Genomic DNA, 18,420 nt, shown 5'->3' with positions numbered 1-18,420 from the left:
GAGGTGCGCGAGCGCCACAGGAAATAGGCAAATACTCCGCCTGCCAGAATAAGAAGCAATATGGGCATGCCAATGCATGGCCCATTTTTCCCACTAGTGGCAAGCCCACAGTTGTCGGTTCAGGCGGCGTTAGCGTATTCGAACAAATCTGGGATGCGGTCATTTACGGGTTTCACAGGTTCTGGAGTGTAATATGACCACGCTTGTTCCAACGTTTTTAGAGCCTCTGATTTTGTGTTCTGTTTTTTTCCATCGGAGAGATCCTGTTCTAACTCGGTCACTCCTCCCTGATTGAAAAATAGACAGACGCGCCGACAGATTCACCGCATCTTTTTTGCAGCTTCGGTATGCCCTGAACGCAACTAAGGCTGGCATTTGCATCTGCCAGCCCTAGGCTTGATTCCTGTTACGCCGCCATGCAGGCATTCGCTTTAGCGGCCTGAGCCTCGCTTACGCCATCACCTGGAACAAATACTTCAGCCTGCTTGCCACCCTGCAGTTCATATTGCGTCGTAAACGAACCACTAATCCCCGCCTGCCCGGCGCATTCCACTTGCTTGAATACAATATCCGCCCGATTGCTGCTCGAACCGCCACAGGCCGAAAGAGCCGTGATCGCGGCGGCAGACAAAACCTTAGTAAGTGTTTGAGTCATTGATGTTCTCCGAATTTTCAATACTCGCAGAACACGAAAAAACCCGGGAAGTTACCATCCCGGGCTTCATAATTTCTTTCGGCTGTGTTCAAACTGCGCGGTCAACCATCATCTTTTTGATTTCGGCAATCGCCTTGGCCGGGTTCAGACCCTTCGGACAGGTCTTGGCGCAATTCATGATCGTGTGGCAGCGATACAGCTTGAACGGGTCTTCCAACTCATCCAAACGTTCACCAGTGGCTTCGTCACGGCTGTCGATGATCCAGCGATACGCATGCAAAAGCGCAGCGGGCCCAAGGTAGCGATCCCCGTTCCACCAATAGCTGGGGCACGAGGTCGAGCAGCTGGCGCACATCACGCATTCATACAACCCATCCAGTTTCTTGCGATCTTCGATGGATTGCTTCCACTCTTTCGCAGGACGGTTGGTCTTAGTTTCCAGCCAGGGCATGATGCTTGCATGCTGCGCGTAGAAATGCGTTAGGTCAGGGATCAGGTCCTTTACGACCGGCATATGCGGCAGCGGATAAATCTTAACGTCACCCTTGATTTCATCCATGCCGTAGATACAGGCCAGCGTGTTGATCCCGTCGATATTCATCGCGCAGGAACCGCAGATACCTTCGCGGCAGGACCGGCGGAAGGTCAGCGTCGGGTCGATTTCATTCTTGATCTTGATCAGCGCGTCCAGAACCATCGGGCCGCAGCTGTCCATATCGACAAAATAGGTGTCTACACGTGGATTTTGACCGTCATCCGGGTTCCAGCGATAGATCTGAAACTTACGAACATTGGCCGCGCCTTCAGGCTTTGGCCAAGTTTTACCTGTGGTAATCCGAGAGTTTTTTGGGAGGGTTAATTGTACCATCAGTCAAGTCCTTTGGCGTTCTGCTTAGACGACATTTGAAGCACCAACATGCTAATGCAATGAACGGGCATATTCACTCCACTCCTTCGTTGGATCGGGACGCAAATAAGGATATTTCTGCAAGTACTGCCGGAGGTGTTCGTCTAGTGAATGTTTTAAAGATAGTCTCGTGATCTCTTTCCGCTGGAATGCGGCCGACAAAACCCCGTCGCCGGTCAATTGCCCAGCTTTCAACTCCATTTTCGTACAGCCAACGCGCATATCGCACATCCACGAATTTCTGGCTGTCTTTCATGAACTCATACGGAGCGACGTTCTTGCCCATCGCAACCATGCCACATGTTGCAAGCTGGTCAACGCGCTGCATCCGGCGCAGTGGTCGGCCAACCTTGACAACATCTCGTTGTCGATGGCTGGTCGGAGTCTTTTCGGTGTAGGTCGAAGCGTGAGTTCCAAAAACCACCTTCTCCGGGCCCTTCTCCTCAAGCCGCTGAACCATGTGCTTTACGAAAATTTCGCTATAGATCAGATCATCATCGACGAAGAAAACGATGTCGTCCGGGTCGGGTGTCGTGAAGAACTTACCGACATCTTTCTGATCGTCTTCCGGCACAAAGGCGTGTATCTTAGGGTTTTCTTTATACTCCGCCGGAACCTCGCCCCATTCGTTCAGACACAGGTACAGCGCATCCACCTGATCGATGATCGACTGCACCGCAAGGGGTAACATTTTCTCCCGCAATGGGTACGAGGCCATATGTGCTCTAACCGCCATCACTCATCCTTTCGAAGACTTTGAACGAAGCAAAACTGTACCTGCTGGCATTGCCATGGCCATCTCGATTGAACGGGTTTGTCTCGCCGCAATACATCTTCCAATTTGGGAACCGGTCCGCGACCCAGGCCGAATACGCCCGATGGCGCACATGAACGTTGTTTGTTTCAAAATCGAAATCGGACGAGTAAATCACCACAAACCGTTTTGCCAAAGAAAACAGCCGGTTCATATAGGCCTCAAAAACGTCATCCTCGACCAGATGGTAAATTACGTCCAGAGATAGTGCGGCGTCGTGCGACTCGACCTCTGCATCTGCCGAAAGAAACTTCCAACCTGAACGCCCACTGAATTGCGTGTTACACTTGCGCACGCAATCTTCCGAGATATCCAACCCTGTGAATTGAGGGATATCAAAAAGGCTTGCCTGATTACCGTCGCCACTGCCCAGTTCGGCAACCGATTGTATGTCTTCAACTTCGATGAAGGTGTTGATGAAATTGGCCTTGTAAACCGCCAGCCTGCCATAAGACCCAGCGCCAGAGTTTTTGCCCTGCGCGTAACGATTGGTCCAGTATTCGTTTGAGGAAAAATTACTCATGCTCGCACATCGACACTAGCGGGGCCGCAGAAACGGGTTCCACGGTCTTTGGGTGCGTATGGTCCTTTTCTCTCAACGATACTAATCACCGCGTCGCCTCTCGGTCTCTGTCGCGTCTTTAGGTTTTACGACATCAGAACGTCCGCGCTTTGGGCGCGATTTTCTGCAGGCTGATGCCGCCTTCGTCTTCGGTTGTCAGCGGATCGGCAATGACCGGGCGATAGCTGAGATCAACCTGGTTGCCATCAACACGCGACACCGTATGAACGCGCCAGTTCTCATCATCACGCTCGGTGAAATCCTCATGCGCGTGCGCGCCGCGGGATTCCTTACGCGCCTCAGCGCCGACAATCGTGGCCAACGCGCTTGGCATTAGGTTGGTCAGCTCCAGCGTCTCCATCAGATCGCTGTTCCAGACCAGCGAGCGGTCGCTGACTTTCAGGTCGTCCATCTTGGCGGCGATCGCCGTCATCTTGTCGACGCCCTCGGCCATGGTTTTTGCTGTCCGGAAGACCGCTGCGTCTTCCTGCATGGTCTTCTGCATCTCAAGACGCAGATCGGCGGTAGCGATTGCACCGCTGGCATTACGTACCGCGTCAAAGCGGTCGAACGCCTTATCGACGGACGCCTGGTTCAGCACCGGGTTCGGTGCCTCGGCATCCACTACCTTGCCCGCTTTGATTGCAGCAGCGCGGCCAAACACTACGAGGTCGATCAGTGAGTTCGAGCCCAAACGGTTCGCCCCGTGGACCGAGGCACAGCCTGCTTCACCCACAGCCATCAATCCGGGGACAACGCCCGTCGGGTTGTCAGCGGTCGGGTTCAGAACCTCACCCCAATAGTTGGTTGGAATGCCGCCCATGTTGTAGTGCACGGTCGGCAGAACCGGGATCGGCTCCTTGGTGACGTCTACGCCCGCAAAAACGCGCGCCGATTCCGAAATCCCTGGCAGACGTTCGGCCAGCGCCTCGGCCGGCAAGTGGCTGAGGTTCAGGTGAATGTGGTCGCCACCGTCACCATGGCCACGGCCTTCGCGGATCTCCATTGTCATCGAACGCGAGACGTAATCGCGAGGCGCGAGGTCCTTGTACTGGGGCGCATAACGCTCCATGAACCGTTCGCCTTCCGAGTTGGTTAGGTAACCGCCCTCACCACGCGCGCCTTCAGTGATCAGACAGCCAGAACCGTAAATGCCGGTCGGGTGGAACTGAACGAACTCCATGTCCTGCAGGGCCAGCCCTGCGCGAGCCACCATGCCACCACCGTCACCGGTGCAGGTATGGGCCGAGGTCGCACTGAAATAGGCGCGGCCATAGCCGCCGGTTGCCAGAACAACCATCTTGGCGTTGAAGACGTGCATCGTGCCGTCATCCAACTTCCAGCAGACGACACCCTGACACTGACCGTCCTCGGACATGATCAGGTCGATGGCAAAATATTCGATATAGAACTCGGCGTTGTTCTTAAGCGACTGGCCGTACAGCGTGTGCAGGATCGCGTGGCCGGTCCGGTCCGCAGCAGCACAGGTCCGCTGCACGGCAGGACCTTCACCAAATTCGGTCGTGTGGCCACCAAAGGGGCGCTGATAGATCTTGCCTTCCTCAGTCCGGCTGAACGGCACGCCGTAGTGTTCCAGCTCATACACGGCCTTAGGCGCTTCACGGGCGAGATATTCCATCGCGTCGGTGTCACCCAGCCAGTCCGAGCCCTTGACGGTGTCGTACATGTGCCACTGCCAATGGTCCGGACCCATATTGGACAGAGATGCGGCGATCCCGCCCTGCGCGGCAACCGTGTGCGAACGCGTCGGGAACACTTTGGTCACGCACGCTGTACGCAGACCCTGCTCAGCCATGCCCAGCGTGGCGCGCAGACCGGCACCGCCAGCGCCGACAACAACCACGTCATATTCGTGTGTTTCGTATTCGTATGCAGCTGTCATTTGATTATTTCCTTACCGCGCGTTTCACAGAGCCAGCTTGATCAGGGCAAACAGCCCGGCAGCTATCAATGTGTAGCCAAACGCCGCGACGGCCATGAGGCTCAGCTTTTCTGCGACACCATGGACATAGTCTTCGATCGCAACCTGCGTCTCACGTACCAGATGGATGATTACGACGACCAAAGTCAGGCCAGTTACAATCGCCGGGAATGGGCGGCTGTAGTAGGTCAGAACCTCTTCGTATGATCTGCCCAAGCCGCTTGCGAAGACAAAAACGAAAAGTGGCACCAGAACGACCAGAGCGGCCGAGCTGACCATCATCTGCCAATGATGATGCGTACCTTCGCCTCCGGCACCGGTACCCTGCGCGCGTTTGCGGTCAGTGAGGTAATTCATGGCCAATCTCCTTAAACCGCAATTGCCGTGATGAAGGCGAGGATGGTGGCCAACACCAGCATGCCGATCCCCATCTTTTCGGAGATACCGACATCTACGCAATACCCCAGATCCCAGATCACGTGACGCAGACGACCCAGCATGTGATAGAAGATCGCCCAGGTCGCAGCGAACATCACCAGATCACCCAGCCAGCTTCTCATCAGCCCATCGATGAAGTTGAATGCCGTTTCGGATGTTGCCGCCGCCAGGAACCACCAGACGACAAAGAATGCGATCGCTAGCGACGCAATACCCGTGATGCGCACAAGGATCGATGTCATCGAAGTCAGTTGGGGGCGGTAGATCGTGAGGTGAGGTGAAAGAGGGCGGTTGCCCCGATTTACATCGGCCATGTTGGCTCCTTTACGGTTGGCTTCCGAAGGTTTTACTGTTTTTTGCGGTTCTGTCACGTGCTGCAGATGCAAAAAAGTTCACAATTGGCGCAAAATGACGGATATTTGCATTATGTGATCACACAAAATAAGCTCGTGATCACAAAAGTTTTCCATCCTTTATGGTGTTAGCGCCTACAGACCCGATTCTGTTGTGTGGCTATTTCAGATCAGCGGTTTGCTGGGTCACCTCGCGCAGCAGTTTCTTACGAATCCGCTCGGGATAATCAGCAAACCCTGAGGCTGAGACGACAAACGCCCCCTCGCCCACGATCACATTTTCAAAGAAATATGCGGTCAGATCCGGTTCGCTTTCTTCGATTGCAATCGCGTTCACCGTCACACCGCGTGTCCGCAGAATTCTGTGGACGTCCGATGGTTCAACCCCCTCGTTCGACACCCCATCGCCAGAGATATCGATCAGGTGGCGTTTGCAATCCGACACCGTATCGAAATAGGACATGGTCGATTCCAGCGCCTCGCCAATTGCGGTGGAAAAGTTGCGCCAGACCCTTGGATCGTTGGCTACTTTCACAGCAAACTGATCAATTGCCTCGAAACTGTCGATCTGTGTCCACGGAACGGTGACCATCTGACGAGAGGACCCTGTCCACTGCACCAGCATCACGCGGGCTTTCCCGCGCACCAGCGCCTCGGACACGATCGGGTCGCGCAATCCCGCAGCAAGACCATCCATTTGTATTCGATACTCGGTCGAATCCACCGAGCCAGAGACATCTACGGCCAGCGCCAACGCCAGATCGCAGGCATAAGCGGGTGGCGCCAGACAGACGCAGGCAGCTATTGTGCGAAGCAAGGTCATGACCACAGCCTAACACGATTGGCGCTGGCTGCGATCAAATGAATGTCACCACGAGTATCAGATCGGCATCAAAGCCCAGTAATCCAGATCAAGCAGAACATTGGGCAAATAACGACCGTCTTCGTTTTTCAACTCAAACGGCGCGCCGCCCTTGGTTGCGACCAACCGTAGGCGCACGGCGCCGACGCCCGGAATGGCAGTTTCCGCCTTGTCCAGAACTTCGGACCAGGCCTTGATCGTGTCGCCCGCAAAACAGGGGTTAGCGTGCGCGCCACCGTTCAGGCCAACGATCATCTGTGCGTTAGCCAACCCATTGAATGACAGGGTCCGGGCCATGGAAATCACGTGACCGCCATAGATCAGCCGCCCTTCGGGACGGAAGGTCAGATCGAAATGCACTTTCGCGGTGTTCTGCCACAGGCGGGTGGCCAGCATATGCTCGGCCTCTTCGATCGTGACGCCATCGACGTGATCGATTTTCTCGCCAATCTCATAGTCGCCCCAGCGATGCGCCTCGCCAGCCTGAGCAAAATCGTACTGAGTAAAATCAAGGCCCTCGGGCGCGATCAGATCCGTCACGTCCAGCGCCTTTTTCAGTTCAGGCACCACAGTCTCGGGCGCGGGCGCATCCAGATCCGATTTCCGAACCATGACCCAACGCACGTATTCGATGACGACTTCATCGCGTTGGTTCAGGCCACGCGTGCGAACCCAGACAACGCCGGTCTTGCCGTTCGAATTCTGTTTGAGGCCGATCACCTCGGATTCTGAGCGCAAGGTATCGCCGGGATAGACCGGCTTAAGCCAGCGCCCTTCAGCATACCCCAGATTGGCGACCGCATTCAGCGAAATATCCGGGACAGTTTTTCCAAACACGACATGAAACGCCGCCAGGTCATCAATTGGGCTTTGCGGCAGACCACAATTCCGGGCGAACTCGTCCGAGGAATACAGCGCATGCCGCGCCGGATAGAGCGCGTGGTACAGCGCCCGCTCGCCGTTGGTCACCGTGCGCGGCACGGCATGGTCCAATACCTGACCAATGGAATAGTCCTCAAAAAAGCGGCCCGGATTGGTTTTTGCCATTATTGCTGTCCCAGTTTCATGTCAGGTGAATAGTCGGCCTCGACCTCTTTGGTCACGGCCTGTGCGCAACGCATCATGCGGCTGTTTTCGTCATAGGCATAGGACGGGTCGCCATACAAATCCCAGCCTTTTGCCAAAGCATCTGACACTTTGTGACAAAAGGCCGATGTGTCTTCTTCGGTCAACAAACGGTAGAGTTTTGTCATAATGTCAGATCCTTACGAGGGGAACGGCGACGGGCCGACTAGCCCGTGAATGTAACCGATGACACCCAGCAGTACGATCGAGGCCACAAAGAACATCGCGTCCTTCCCATAGGTTCCGGGTTCACCGGGGGTCCAGTCAGGCTGCGACTTGTTGATCACGATCACTTCGACCACAGCCCAAGCCAACAACCCGCCGAACAGGATGATCGAGGCCAGATCCCCATTCACCAGCAAATGCGCGAAAGCCCACAGTTTAAACCCGCCCAGCATCGGATGGCGGAGCTTGTTCAGAATACGGCCCTTGGTTCCGGCCGGGCTCAACATAAAGATCGCGATCAACACCAGCAGGTTGTTGATGTGGATCATGAAGGACGGTGGGGCCCAGACATAGATGAAATCGGTCATACGATAGCCGAAGACCATCAACAGGATGGACGCGACCAGCGCCAGCGCAACCGCGCCTTTGCCAGCATCGCCCATCGCAGCGCGCCGTTCAGGCATCACGCGTTTGAACAGATGTGCAGCCCACCAAAGCGCCACACCGAGAATCAGAAGAACAAAGCCCATGCTGGCTTACCCCGCTTGCAAAGCTGTAATTGCCTCCGCTTTTGCCAGAATTTCGCGGGCAGTTACAACGTGCAGATTTTCAACGATCTTGCCGTCGACCACGGCAACGCCCTGGCCTTGCGCTTCAACCTCTTCAAAAGCAGCAATCTGGCGACGCGCCAGATCAATCTCGATCTCCGACGGCGCAAAGGCTGCGTTGGTGACGTCGACCTGCGCCGGATGGATCAGGGTCTTGCCGTCAAAACCCATGTCACGGCCCTGCTCACATTCGGTGGCCAGACCTTCGGCGTCCTTGAATGCATTATAGACGCCATCAACAATGATCAGACCCTCGGCCTTTGCGGCCAGAAGGCACAGGCCCAGTGAGGTCATCAGCGGCAGGCGATCCGGGCGGAAGCGGGTTTGCAGCTCTTTCGCCAGATCATTGGTACCCATGACAAAACCTGCCATCAGCGGATGAGCGGCGATCTCAGCGGCGTTCAGCATGCCGCGTGGGGTCTCCATCATCGCCCAGATCGGGATATCGCCGGTGATTGCGGCAAGCGCGTCCACATCCGCTGCAGAATTCACCTTGGGCAAAAGAACAACGTCGGCGTCCATCTCGCGCACAGCTTCGGCATCGGCGTGACCCCATTCGGTATCCAGGCCATTGATGCGGACAATCTTGACCCGATCACCATAGCCGCCTGCAGCTAGTGCAGCCTTAAGCGTTTCGCGCGCATTGTTCTTTTCGTCGGCGGACACCGCGTCTTCGAGATCAAAAATGATTGCATCCACAGGCAGGGTGCGCGCCTTGTCCAGCGCCCGGTCTTTTGAACCAGGGATATAGAGAACAGAGCGATAGGGGCGCTGGCGCGAGTCCATTGGCTTCTCCCGAAGAAATAAAGTTGCGCGGAATGGGGCATTTTTTGTCGGAAAGTTCAAGCGCAAAATCGCCGCATCGCAGCATTTGCGACGCAACGTGCGTTCCTTTAACCGGATTTCGGTCCAACGGCGGCACCCTGACCGGCAAAAGAAATCGAAAAGGGTCAAAGATGCACAAGACACTGCTGAAGATGACGATGGGCCTCGGAATCATGGTTCTGGCTGCGCAACAGGCCCACGCCCGCAACTGCGCACCACGTGACGAGGTGATAAAACGGCTGACCGAAACTTACGGCGAAACGCGCCAGGGGATCGGCATCGCGCGTCAAGGCGCAGTGATGGAGCTCTATGCGTCGGACCAAAGCGGCAGCTGGACGATCACCGTGACATTGCCGGATGGAATGACCTGCCTTGTTGCCTCGGGTCAGGCTTATGAAATGATCGCCGATGCCCTGCCGCCCAACGTCTGATCAGGTCAAAGCGTCCCAGATCAGTTTACTGCCCGTGAGCGTCAGCAGCACATAGGCGATGCCAAAGAACAGGCGCTCGGACAGCATGAAATGCGCCCGGACGCCCAGCCAGGCACCAAGAATCGCAAATGGTGTCAAAAGCAGATCGGCCCACGCGGTGTGCCAAGTGAAAAGGCCAAGATAGGCGTAAGGCACAAATTTCGTGATGTTGATGACCCAGAAGGCCAATACAGTGCTGGCCTGAAACTCGGTCTTCGACAGGCGTTGCGACAGCAGGTAAACGGCGGCTGGCGGGCCGCCCGCATGGCTGACAAAGCTGGTGAAACCAGCAACCAGACCAGCGAACAGTCCGGCGGGGGCAGGAAGTCTGTTTGTAAAGCCGCGCACCCAGCCTTTGGATTGACTGACATGCCAAACGACAAAACCAATGGAAATCCCCCCGATCAGCAGGCGCAGCAAATCATCATCGGTGGCGCGATAAAGCCATGCGCCCAACGCCACGCCGGGCACCGCCCCAAGGATCAACAGGCGCGAATCCGGCCAGCTCCAGCGTTTCCAATAGGGTCCAAGAGTTGCAACATCGATCACCATCAAAATCGGCAGCATCAGGGCCAGTGCCTGCCCCGGCTCCAATATCAACGCCAGAATCGATGAGGACGCAAAGGCCATGCCCGAGCCAAAGCCACCCTTCGAAATACCCGCAAAGATCACAGCCGGGATCGCTACAACAAAAAACATCAGGTTCAATTCGAACATGCAGCGCCCCGGTTTCGGCCTGTATCCTTGGCCGTTTAGCGCAATCAGCACAGGCAGTGCAAACGGTATGCGGTTGCATGCCGCGCCGCTGAACACTTGCGCGAAAGCCATTTAGCGACTAGCACAGCCGCGATTTCAATTCCGACCGGAGATTTTCCAAATGGCCAGACCCAAGATTGCGCTTATCGGCGCTGGGAACATCGGCGGCACGCTTGCGCACCTCGCAGCTGTCAAAGAACTGGGTGACGTAGTCCTGTTCGACATCGCAGACGGGCTGCCGCAAGGCAAAGCGCTCGACATCGCTGAATCCGGCCCTTCGGAAGGGTTCGACGCAGCCATGTCCGGCACCAGCGATTATGCCGATATCGCAGGCGCAGACGTCTGCATCGTCACCGCCGGCGTTGCCCGGAAACCCGGCATGAGCCGCGATGACCTGCTGGGCATCAACCTGAAAGTCATGAAGTCCGTTGGCGAAGGCATCGCAGCCCACGCACCCGACGCGTTCGTGATCTGCATCACCAACCCGCTGGATGCGATGGTCTGGGCTCTGCGCGAATTCTCGGGTCTGCCGCACAACAAAGTCTGCGGCATGGCAGGCGTTCTGGACTCGGCTCGTTTCGCACACTTCCTTTCTGAAGAGTTCAACGTTTCGATGCGCGACGTCACTGCGTTTGTTCTGGGCGGCCACGGCGACACCATGGTGCCGTCGGTTCGTTACTCGACCGTTGCTGGCATTCCGCTGCCGGATCTGGTTGAGATGGGCTGGACCACGCAGGACAAGCTGGACGCCATCGTTCAGCGTACCCGTGACGGCGGTGCCGAAATCGTTGGCTTGCTGAAAACTGGCTCGGCTTACTACGCGCCCGCAACTTCGGCGATCGAAATGGCCGAAGCATACCTGAAAGACCAAAAACGCGTCCTGCCTTGCGCCGCATACTGCAGCGGTGAGCTGGGCGTCGACGGTCTGTATGTAGGTGTACCTACCGTGATCGGTGCCGGTGGCGTCGAACGGATCGTCGACATCAAGCTGAACGAAGACGAACAGGCCGGGTTCGACAATTCGGTCAACGCCGTCAAAGGCCTGATCGAAGCATGTAAGGGCATCGACAGCTCGCTGGCCTGATCCCTCTGCAGAGGTAATTCAGAACCCGGTTCACCATTGGTGAGCCGGGTTTTTCTTTGGACAATTACGGCACCATTGAATCGACATGTCACCGGCACAGCTGTCATGTAAACGTTTGAATCCGCCATCTCGGCAGACTTGCCAAGTTTAGCGCTAGCTGAATTCTTTCTTTATTCTAAAGGCCGTCAACGACGACGAATCAAACGGGCAACCTTCATTGCATTTTGTGATCACACCCAAAAAAACCGTGATCACAAATAATGAAAATCTTCGTGAAAAACTGCTTCCCTGTCAAAAAACCCTTTAAACTTGCCCGCTAGACACCCCTATAACGGTGTAACGCAGTCAGACAGGACAGTTTCGATGAACATTCACGAATATCAGGCCAAAGCGCTTCTTCGCAGCTATGGCGCTCCGGTCTCCGAAGGTCGCGCGGTTCTGCGCGCTGAGGAAGCCAAAACTGCAGCCGGTGAGCTGGATGGCCCGCTCTGGGTTGTCAAAGCACAGATCCACGCGGGTGGCCGTGGCAAGGGCTCCTTCAAAGAGGCTGACGCTGGTGAAAAAGGCGGTGTTCGTCTGACCAAGTCGGTGGAAGAAGCATCCGAGGAAGCCAAGAAGATGCTGGGCCGTACGCTGGTCACGCATCAAACCGGCCCTGCGGGCAAGCAAGTCAACCGCATCTACATCGAAGCCGGTTCCGGCATCGAGCGTGAACTGTACCTTGCCCTGCTGGTGGATCGCCAGACCAGCCGCATCTCATTCGTGTGTTCGACCGAAGGTGGCATGGACATCGAAGAGGTTGCCGCGGCAACGCCCGAGAAAATCCTGTCCTTCTCGGTCGATCCGGCAACAGGCTATCAGCCCTATCATGGCCGCCGCATCGCCTTCTCGCTGGGCCTGGAGGGCGCACAGGTCAAACAGTGCGTCAAATTGATGAGCCAGCTATACGCCGCCTTCGTCGAGAAGGACATGGAGATGCTGGAAATCAACCCGCTGATCGTGTCCGACAAGGGCGACCTGAAAGTGCTGGACGCCAAGGTCGGCTTTGACGGTAACGCGGTCTACCGCCATCCCGACATCGCCGAGCTGCGCGACACGACCGAGGAGGACCCCAAGGAATTGGAAGCCTCTAAGTACGACCTGAACTACATCGCGCTGGATGGTGAGATCGGCTGCATGGTGAACGGTGCCGGTCTGGCGATGGCGACCATGGACATCATCAAGCTGTATGGTGCCGAGCCTGCCAACTTTCTCGACGTGGGCGGTGGCGCCACCAAAGAGAAAGTGACCGAGGCGTTCAAGATCATCACCTCGGACCCGCAGGTCAAAGGTATTCTGGTCAACATCTTCGGTGGCATCATGCGCTGTGACGTGATTGCCGAGGGCGTTGTCGCCGCGGTGAAAGAAGTCGGCCTCAAAGTTCCGCTGGTTGTGCGTCTTGAAGGCACGAATGTCGAGAAGGGCAAAGAGATCATCAACACCTCTGGCCTGGACGTGATCGCGGCGGACAACCTGAAAGACGGTGCCGAGAAGATCGTGAAGGCCGTCAAAGGCTAACCCCAATTCCGTGGGGTGGGATTTGCCCACCTTTCCGACGAATTCAGGCAGGCTCGGGCCCGCTTAAAACAGGAGAATGCCAAATGGCAGTCCTCATCGACGAAAATACCAAAGTGATCTGTCAGGGCTTTACTGGCTCGCAGGGCACATTCCACAGCGAACAGGCCATTGCTTATGGCACCAAGATGGTTGGCGGCGTGACCCCCGGCAAAGGCGGGATGACCCATCTTGACCTGCCCGTATTCAACTCGGTCCACGAGGCCAAGCATGTGACCGAAGCCAACGCCAGCGTGATCTATGTGCCGCCGCCCTTTGCGGCAGACTCGATCCTCGAAGCGATTGATGCCGAGATGGAAGTGATCGTCTGCATCACCGAAGGCATCCCGGTTCTGGACATGATGAAGGTGAAGCGCGCTCTAGAGGGCAGCAAGTCACGCCTGATCGGCCCGAACTGCCCCGGTGTGATCACGCCCGACGCCTGCAAGATCGGCATCATGCCCGGCCACATTCACAAACGCGGAAGCGTGGGTGTCGTTTCCCGCTCGGGTACGCTTACTTATGAAGCTGTGAAACAGACAACAGACGTAGGCCTGGGCCAGTCCACCTGTGTGGGCATCGGCGGTGACCCGATCAAAGGGACTGAGCATATCGACGTGCTGGAATGGTTTCTGGCGGATGACGAAACCCACTCAATCATCATGATCGGTGAGATCGGTGGCTCGGCCGAAGAAGAAGCCGCGCAGTTCCTGGCAGATGAGGCCAAGAAGGGCCGCTCGAAACCCACCGCTGGTTTTATCGCGGGTCGCACGGCTCCTCCGGGCCGCCGCATGGGCCACGCAGGCGCGATCGTCGCCGGCGGCAAAGGTGGTGCCGAGGACAAGATCGAAGCCATGCGCAGTGCAGGTATCGTCGTGGCCGAAAGCCCGGCGCAGCTGGGTGAGGCTGTGCTGGAAGCGATTGGGTAAGCGCGATGACGCGCCGGGATATATGCTTTGTGAGGCGGGGGGCAAAATCCCCTCGCCTCCTGCATGTTTTGGTTCTGGCCCTGAGTATCCTGTTTTCCGCAATCTCGGAAAATGCCAGCGCATCACCGAAATTCACAAAGCCAACACAGGACGTAATCGATCTATGCACATGGTCATTGACGGATCGAGCTTCGATTGCTGAGGAATTCTCAGAACGCGGATGGAAAAAGTTCCGTGCGCCCTATCCCGAGGCACTTCCTTCGCTTTTGGCCGATGGCGGACTTTTCCATGCCCTCATTGATGAGAGATACAACTCTTTCGGTCTGGATACAGAAACTGGTGTCATTCCCGACATGGATGAGCATCTGGACACCATATCCGATGTCTCACAGCGCGGTGTCTATGATGCGTTCTGGTGGGATGGATACACCGGCGCGTTTTTGATGATCCATGACAAGGGCGGGAACAGAAAGCTTGGCGAAGACCTCGGATACCGCTTCTTTAGTTCTTCTTTGCAAGATGCAACATTGGTTTCTGAGGCAATTCATCAATACCCGGGTGACGAGCACAAAGTATCTCTTGGTCCGGCTCGAACTGTGAGCGCCACGACGATTGGAGTTGAGCTACACAAACCGCTTTCTGGTGCTGCTAATGTTCTCGTGAAACTAGGCGTTTTTTTTGATCGCCCGATTCTGGAACCCCAAGTTGGCATGGGGCCAGCGAGAGTGGATTTTTTCTGGTTCGAGCAAGCCGAATTCGAAGAGCAGTATTCCAGAAAACCCAATGCTGCATTTGGATTAGAAATCTATCGGCGAAATAAGGAGGCCAAACCATGACCTTCTCTGACGCCATCCGCACCTGTTTCGCCAAGTTCTTCACCTTCTCGGGTCGCGCCTCGCGGCCCGAATACTGGTTCTTTTTCCTGTTCATCGTAATCTGGAACATCATCGCCGGGATCATCGACTGGCAGTTCTTCACTCAGGTCTCGGTCAGCCAGACTGACGAGGTCAAAGCGGTCACTGCGACGTCCTCTGCGCCAGTACAAAGCATCGTTGGCCTGATCGTGTTTATCCCGCATCTGGCCGTCGCATGGCGTCGGATGCACGACACCGGGCGCAGTGGGCTTTTTGCTCTGTTGCCGATCCTGTTGATTGTCGGTGCCTTTGTTGTGCTGATCTTTGGCATCGGGCTGTCCGACCAGTTCCAGCATGGCGGGGGTTTGAACATCCTGTTCACCCGCGCGACTTTATTGATTGTTATACCGACCATCCTAATCCTGATGATCTCGCCCCTCCTGGTCCTGTGGTGGCTGACCCGCCCCAGCCAGCCAGGCACCAACCAATACGGTCCCAACCCATATGAGGTAGCCCAATGACCGAACATACGCCCAACTCTGCCTTTCATGCCTCAAGCTTTATGCAGGGGCATAATGCTGAATATCTGGAGCAGCTTTATGCCCAGTACGCCAAGGACCCGAACGCTGTAGATGCGGCCTGGGTCGATTTTTTCCGGGCGATGGGCGACGCCACGCCGGACGTCCAGCGCGAGGCCGAAGGACCATCCTGGGCTCGGACCGACTGGCCTCCGATGCCGACGGATGATCTGACCGGAGCGTTGACCGGAGAGTGGGCCGAAATCGACGCCAGGGCAGCAGGCGACAAGATTAAGGACAAGGCCGAGGCCAAGGGCGTTCAGGTCAGCGAAGACCAGATCAAACGGGCGGTTCTGGACAGTCTGCGAGCGCTGATGTTGATCCGGGCTTATCGTATCCGGGGCCATCTGGCCGCAAATCTGGACCCGTTGGGCATGCGCGCCGCCAGCACCCACCCGGAATTGGACCCCAGGACGTATGGCTTCACCGAAGCCGACATGGACCGCCCGATCTTTATCGACAATGTGCTGGGTTTGCAGATGGCCAGCATGCGCCAGATTGTCGAGATCGTGAAACGGACCTATTGCGGCACATTCGCGCTGCAGTACATGCATATCTCAAATCCGGAAGAAGCCGCGTGGCTGAAGGAACGGATCGAAGGGTACGGCAAGGAAATCCAGTTCACCAAGGAAGGCCGCAAGGCGATCCTGAACAAGATGGTCGAGGCCGAAGGCTTCGAGAAGTTCCTGCACGTTAAATACATGGGCACCAAGCGTTTCGGCCTGGACGGCGGCGAAGCCTTGATCCCCGCGATGGAGCAGATCATCAAGCGCGGCGGTGCGCTGGGTGTCAGTGATATCGTCATCGGCATGCCGCACCGGGGCCGCCTGAACATTCTGGCCAACGTGATGCGCAAACCCTATCGCGCCATCTTCAACGAGTTCCAGGGCGGCAGCTTCAAACCCGAAGATGTGGATGGTTCCGGCGATGTGAAATACCACCTCGGCGCGTCCAGCGACCGTGAATTCAATGGCAACAGTGTCCATCTGTCGCTGACTGCAAACCCCTCCCACCTTGAAGCTGTGAACCCGGTTGTTCTGGGCAAGGTTCGCGCAAAACAGGATCAGTTGGGTGACGAAGACCGGACCAAGGTTATGGGCATCCTGCTGCACGGCGATGCGGCTTTTGCGGGTCAAGGTGTTGTCGCCGAAGGCTTTGGCCTGTCTGGCCTTAAGGGTCATAAAACCGGCGGTACGATGCATATCGTGGTGAACAACCAGATTGGCTTTACCACCGCGCCGCATTTCAGCCGCTCCAGCCCCTACCCCACCGATATCGCGCTGATGGTTGAGGCACCGATCTTCCACGTGAATGGCGACGATCCCGAGGCTGTAACGCATGCCGCCAAGGTTGCGACCGAATTCCGGCAGAAGTTCCACAAGGACGTGGTTATCGACATTTTCTGCTATCGCCGGTTCGGGCATAACGAGGGCGATGAGCCCATGTTCACCAACCCGATCATGTACAAGAAGATCAAGACGCATAAGACGACGCTGTCGCTGTACACCGAGCGCCTGGTCAAAGACGGCCTGATCCCCGAAGGCGAAATCGAGGATATGAAGGCCGCCTTCCAGGCGCATCTGAATGATGAGTTCGAGGCGGGCAAAGACTATAAGCCCAACAAGGCTGACTGGCTGGACGGGCGCTGGTCGCATCTGGACAAGAACAAAGATGAATATGTCCGCGGCGACACAGCAATTAAACCGGAAACGCTGGCGCAGATTGGCAACGCGCTGAGCCACACACCAGCAGATATCGCAGTGCACCGTACCGTCTCACGTCTTTTGGATCAAAAGAAACAGATGTTCGAAAGCGGCAAAGGGTTTGACTGGGCGACTGGTGAGGCCCTGGCCTTTGGCTCGCTGCTGACCGAAGGCTATCCGGTGCGCCTGTCAGGGCAGGATGCGACGCGCGGGACGTTCAGTCAGCGTCACTCGGGTTTCATACATCAGGAAACTGAAGAACGGTACTACCCACTGAACAACATTCGTGAGGGCCAGTCGAAATACGATGTAATCGACTCGATGCTCAGCGAATACGCGGTGCTGGGCTTTGAATATGGATTCTCACTGGCGGAACCGAATGCACTGACCCTGTGGGAAGCGCAATTCGGTGATTTTGCCAACGGCGCGCAAATCATGTTCGACCAGTTCATCAGCTCGGGCGAAAGCAAATGGCTGCGCATGTCCGGTCTGGTGTGCCTGTTGCCACACGGCTTCGAGGGTCAGGGGCCTGAACACTCGTCAGCGCGTCTGGAACGGTTCCTACAGATGTGCGGCCAGGACAATTGGATCGTGGCCAACTGCACGACCCCTGCAAACTATTTCCACATCCTGCGCCGTCAGCTGCACAGGACCTTCCGCAAGCCGCTGATCCTGGTGACGCCCAAATCGTTACTGCGCCACAAGCTGGCGGTCAGCACAGCAGAAGAGTTCACCACTGGTTCAAGCTTCCACCGCGTGTTGTGGGACGATGCACAGCACGGAAACTCGGAAACCAAATTGGTCAAGGACGACAAGGTCAAACGCGTGGTGATGTGTTCCGGCAAGGTCTACTACGATCTACTCGAAGAACGCGATGCGCGCGGCATCGATGATGTCTACCTGATGCGGATTGAGCAGTTCTATCCCTTCCCAGCTCATTCGCTAATTAATGAGCTGGAGCGCTTTAAGGGTGCCGAAATGATCTGGTGTCAGGAAGAACCCAAGAACCAGGGTGCATGGACCTTTATCGAACCGAATATCGAATGGGTTCTGACCCGCATCGGCGCCAAGCACACGCGGCCGCGTTATGTCGGCCGCTCCACATCGGCTTCTCCCGCGACGGGTCTGGCCAGCCAACACAAAGCCCAACAAGAAGCGCTGGTCGACGAAGCGCTGAGCATTGAAGGAAAATAATCG

The 18,420-nt window shown here is 56.3% G+C and carries 20 protein-coding genes; 7 read left to right on the top strand and 13 right to left on the bottom strand.

Translation table 11 applies throughout. From position 1 onward, the window contains the following. Positions 1-406: 406 nt before the first annotated feature. From AC2FIB_RS09625 to AC2FIB_RS09570, 12 genes are all read right to left on the bottom strand, one after another. Positions 407-655 carry a hypothetical protein gene (locus tag AC2FIB_RS09625; protein WP_496734366.1) on the bottom strand — a complete coding sequence of 83 codons (249 nt, stop codon included), beginning with the start codon at positions 653-655 and terminating at the stop codon, positions 407-409. 88 nt (positions 656-743) lie between these two features. Then, a complete protein-coding gene (locus tag AC2FIB_RS09620; protein ID WP_058273522.1) occupies positions 744-1,523 on the bottom strand; it encodes a succinate dehydrogenase iron-sulfur subunit in 780 nt (259 codons plus the stop codon). Positions 1,524-1,596: 73 nt separating this feature from the next. After that, positions 1,597-2,298, bottom strand: a complete 702-nt coding sequence (locus tag AC2FIB_RS09615) for a hypothetical protein (protein ID WP_496734364.1) — start codon at positions 2,296-2,298, stop codon at positions 1,597-1,599. Next, positions 2,288-2,899, bottom strand: a complete 612-nt coding sequence (locus AC2FIB_RS09610; RefSeq protein ID WP_496734362.1) for a methyltransferase domain-containing protein — start codon at positions 2,897-2,899, stop codon at positions 2,288-2,290. The genes AC2FIB_RS09615 and AC2FIB_RS09610 overlap by 11 nt, the downstream gene beginning before the upstream one ends. A gap of 133 nt (positions 2,900-3,032) precedes the next feature. Then, on the bottom strand, positions 3,033-4,841 hold the full coding sequence (gene sdhA, locus AC2FIB_RS09605) for a succinate dehydrogenase flavoprotein subunit (protein WP_496734360.1): 1,809 nt from the start codon (positions 4,839-4,841) through the stop codon (positions 3,033-3,035). 24 nt (positions 4,842-4,865) lie between these two features. After that, positions 4,866-5,237 carry a succinate dehydrogenase, hydrophobic membrane anchor protein gene (sdhD, locus tag AC2FIB_RS09600; protein WP_170562777.1) on the bottom strand — a complete coding sequence of 124 codons (372 nt, stop codon included), beginning with the start codon at positions 5,235-5,237 and terminating at the stop codon, positions 4,866-4,868. A gap of 11 nt (positions 5,238-5,248) precedes the next feature. Further along, positions 5,249-5,632, bottom strand: coding sequence for a succinate dehydrogenase, cytochrome b556 subunit (gene sdhC / locus AC2FIB_RS09595; protein ID WP_058278905.1), 384 nt, complete (start codon positions 5,630-5,632; stop codon positions 5,249-5,251). Between the two features lie 199 nt (positions 5,633-5,831). Next, complete coding sequence (locus tag AC2FIB_RS09590) at positions 5,832-6,494, bottom strand: DUF1194 domain-containing protein (RefSeq protein WP_496734358.1); 663 nt, start codon at positions 6,492-6,494, stop codon at positions 5,832-5,834. Positions 6,495-6,551: 57 nt separating this feature from the next. Then, complete coding sequence (locus AC2FIB_RS09585) at positions 6,552-7,580, bottom strand: MaoC family dehydratase (RefSeq protein WP_496734356.1); 1,029 nt, start codon at positions 7,578-7,580, stop codon at positions 6,552-6,554. After that, the gene (locus AC2FIB_RS09580) at positions 7,580-7,786 is read right to left on the bottom strand and encodes a DUF1737 domain-containing protein (protein WP_496722954.1); all 207 of its coding nucleotides are present in this window, start codon (positions 7,784-7,786) and stop codon (positions 7,580-7,582) included. The genes AC2FIB_RS09585 and AC2FIB_RS09580 overlap by 1 nt, the downstream gene beginning before the upstream one ends. A 12-nt stretch (positions 7,787-7,798) precedes the next feature. After that, on the bottom strand, positions 7,799-8,353 hold the full coding sequence (locus AC2FIB_RS09575) for an NnrU family protein (RefSeq protein ID WP_496734355.1): 555 nt from the start codon (positions 8,351-8,353) through the stop codon (positions 7,799-7,801). A 6-nt stretch (positions 8,354-8,359) separates the two neighbouring features. After that, on the bottom strand, positions 8,360-9,217 hold the full coding sequence (locus tag AC2FIB_RS09570; protein WP_496734350.1) for an HpcH/HpaI aldolase/citrate lyase family protein: 858 nt from the start codon (positions 9,215-9,217) through the stop codon (positions 8,360-8,362). 170 nt (positions 9,218-9,387) lie between these two features. Between AC2FIB_RS09570 and AC2FIB_RS09565 the strand changes: the two genes are divergently transcribed. Beyond that, positions 9,388-9,687 carry a hypothetical protein gene (locus tag AC2FIB_RS09565; protein WP_282120109.1) on the top strand — a complete coding sequence of 100 codons (300 nt, stop codon included), beginning with the start codon at positions 9,388-9,390 and terminating at the stop codon, positions 9,685-9,687. Here the strand turns inward: AC2FIB_RS09565 and AC2FIB_RS09560 are convergent, their stop codons facing one another. Next, entirely contained in the window at positions 9,688-10,443 is a 756-nt protein-coding gene (locus AC2FIB_RS09560; protein WP_496734346.1) for a sulfite exporter TauE/SafE family protein, read from the bottom strand. Between the two features lie 160 nt (positions 10,444-10,603). Between AC2FIB_RS09560 and mdh the strand changes: the two genes are divergently transcribed. From mdh to AC2FIB_RS09530, 6 genes are all read left to right on the top strand, one after another. Continuing rightward, positions 10,604-11,566, top strand: coding sequence for a malate dehydrogenase (gene mdh, locus AC2FIB_RS09555; protein WP_058273532.1), 963 nt, complete (start codon positions 10,604-10,606; stop codon positions 11,564-11,566). Positions 11,567-11,929: 363 nt separating this feature from the next. Next, positions 11,930-13,123, top strand: a complete 1,194-nt coding sequence (sucC, locus tag AC2FIB_RS09550) for an ADP-forming succinate--CoA ligase subunit beta (protein WP_058278788.1) — start codon at positions 11,930-11,932, stop codon at positions 13,121-13,123. An 83-nt stretch (positions 13,124-13,206) separates the two neighbouring features. Further along, complete coding sequence (gene sucD, locus AC2FIB_RS09545) at positions 13,207-14,088, top strand: succinate--CoA ligase subunit alpha (protein WP_058273535.1); 882 nt, start codon at positions 13,207-13,209, stop codon at positions 14,086-14,088. Between the two features lie 5 nt (positions 14,089-14,093). Continuing rightward, positions 14,094-14,924, top strand: a complete 831-nt coding sequence (locus AC2FIB_RS09540) for a hypothetical protein (RefSeq protein WP_496734344.1) — start codon at positions 14,094-14,096, stop codon at positions 14,922-14,924. After that, a complete protein-coding gene (locus AC2FIB_RS09535) occupies positions 14,921-15,463 on the top strand; it encodes a DUF805 domain-containing protein (RefSeq protein ID WP_496734342.1) in 543 nt (180 codons plus the stop codon). Before AC2FIB_RS09540 ends, AC2FIB_RS09535 begins: the two co-directional genes overlap by 4 nt. After that, entirely contained in the window at positions 15,460-18,417 is a 2,958-nt protein-coding gene (locus tag AC2FIB_RS09530; RefSeq protein ID WP_496734340.1) for a 2-oxoglutarate dehydrogenase E1 component, read from the top strand. The genes AC2FIB_RS09535 and AC2FIB_RS09530 overlap by 4 nt, the downstream gene beginning before the upstream one ends. Positions 18,418-18,420 lie beyond the last annotated feature (3 nt).

It is taken from the genome of Ruegeria sp. YTSA072 (assembly GCF_059610285.1).
The sequence above is the reverse complement of the archived record's forward strand: the minus strand, read 5'-3'. Positions and strand labels throughout refer to the sequence as shown.

Bases quoted from the DNA above. Each gene is read 5' to 3' on its own strand.
- AC2FIB_RS09625 (WP_496734366.1), bottom strand. From the start codon at position 655: ATGACTCAAACACTTACTAAGGTTTTGTCTGCCGCCGCGATCACGGCT.
- AC2FIB_RS09620 (WP_058273522.1), bottom strand. From the start codon at position 1,523: ATGGTACAATTAACCCTCCCAAAAAACTCTCGGATTACCACAGGTAAA.
- AC2FIB_RS09615 (WP_496734364.1), bottom strand. From the start codon at position 2,298: ATGGCGGTTAGAGCACATATGGCCTCGTACCCATTGCGGGAGAAAATG.
- AC2FIB_RS09610 (WP_496734362.1), bottom strand. From the start codon at position 2,899: ATGAGTAATTTTTCCTCAAACGAATACTGGACCAATCGTTACGCGCAG.
- sdhA (WP_496734360.1), bottom strand. From the start codon at position 4,841: ATGACAGCTGCATACGAATACGAAACACACGAATATGACGTGGTTGTT.
- sdhD (WP_170562777.1), bottom strand. From the start codon at position 5,237: ATGAATTACCTCACTGACCGCAAACGCGCGCAGGGTACCGGTGCCGGA.
- sdhC (WP_058278905.1), bottom strand. From the start codon at position 5,632: ATGGCCGATGTAAATCGGGGCAACCGCCCTCTTTCACCTCACCTCACG.
- AC2FIB_RS09590 (WP_496734358.1), bottom strand. From the start codon at position 6,494: ATGACCTTGCTTCGCACAATAGCTGCCTGCGTCTGTCTGGCGCCACCC.
- AC2FIB_RS09585 (WP_496734356.1), bottom strand. From the start codon at position 7,580: ATGGCAAAAACCAATCCGGGCCGCTTTTTTGAGGACTATTCCATTGGT.
- AC2FIB_RS09580 (WP_496722954.1), bottom strand. From the start codon at position 7,786: ATGACAAAACTCTACCGTTTGTTGACCGAAGAAGACACATCGGCCTTT.
- AC2FIB_RS09575 (WP_496734355.1), bottom strand. From the start codon at position 8,353: ATGGGCTTTGTTCTTCTGATTCTCGGTGTGGCGCTTTGGTGGGCTGCA.
- AC2FIB_RS09570 (WP_496734350.1), bottom strand. From the start codon at position 9,217: ATGGACTCGCGCCAGCGCCCCTATCGCTCTGTTCTCTATATCCCTGGT.
- AC2FIB_RS09565 (WP_282120109.1), top strand. From the start codon at position 9,388: ATGCACAAGACACTGCTGAAGATGACGATGGGCCTCGGAATCATGGTT.
- AC2FIB_RS09560 (WP_496734346.1), bottom strand. From the start codon at position 10,443: ATGTTCGAATTGAACCTGATGTTTTTTGTTGTAGCGATCCCGGCTGTG.
- mdh (WP_058273532.1), top strand. From the start codon at position 10,604: ATGGCCAGACCCAAGATTGCGCTTATCGGCGCTGGGAACATCGGCGGC.
- sucC (WP_058278788.1), top strand. From the start codon at position 11,930: ATGAACATTCACGAATATCAGGCCAAAGCGCTTCTTCGCAGCTATGGC.
- sucD (WP_058273535.1), top strand. From the start codon at position 13,207: ATGGCAGTCCTCATCGACGAAAATACCAAAGTGATCTGTCAGGGCTTT.
- AC2FIB_RS09540 (WP_496734344.1), top strand. From the start codon at position 14,094: ATGACGCGCCGGGATATATGCTTTGTGAGGCGGGGGGCAAAATCCCCT.
- AC2FIB_RS09535 (WP_496734342.1), top strand. From the start codon at position 14,921: ATGACCTTCTCTGACGCCATCCGCACCTGTTTCGCCAAGTTCTTCACC.
- AC2FIB_RS09530 (WP_496734340.1), top strand. From the start codon at position 15,460: ATGACCGAACATACGCCCAACTCTGCCTTTCATGCCTCAAGCTTTATG.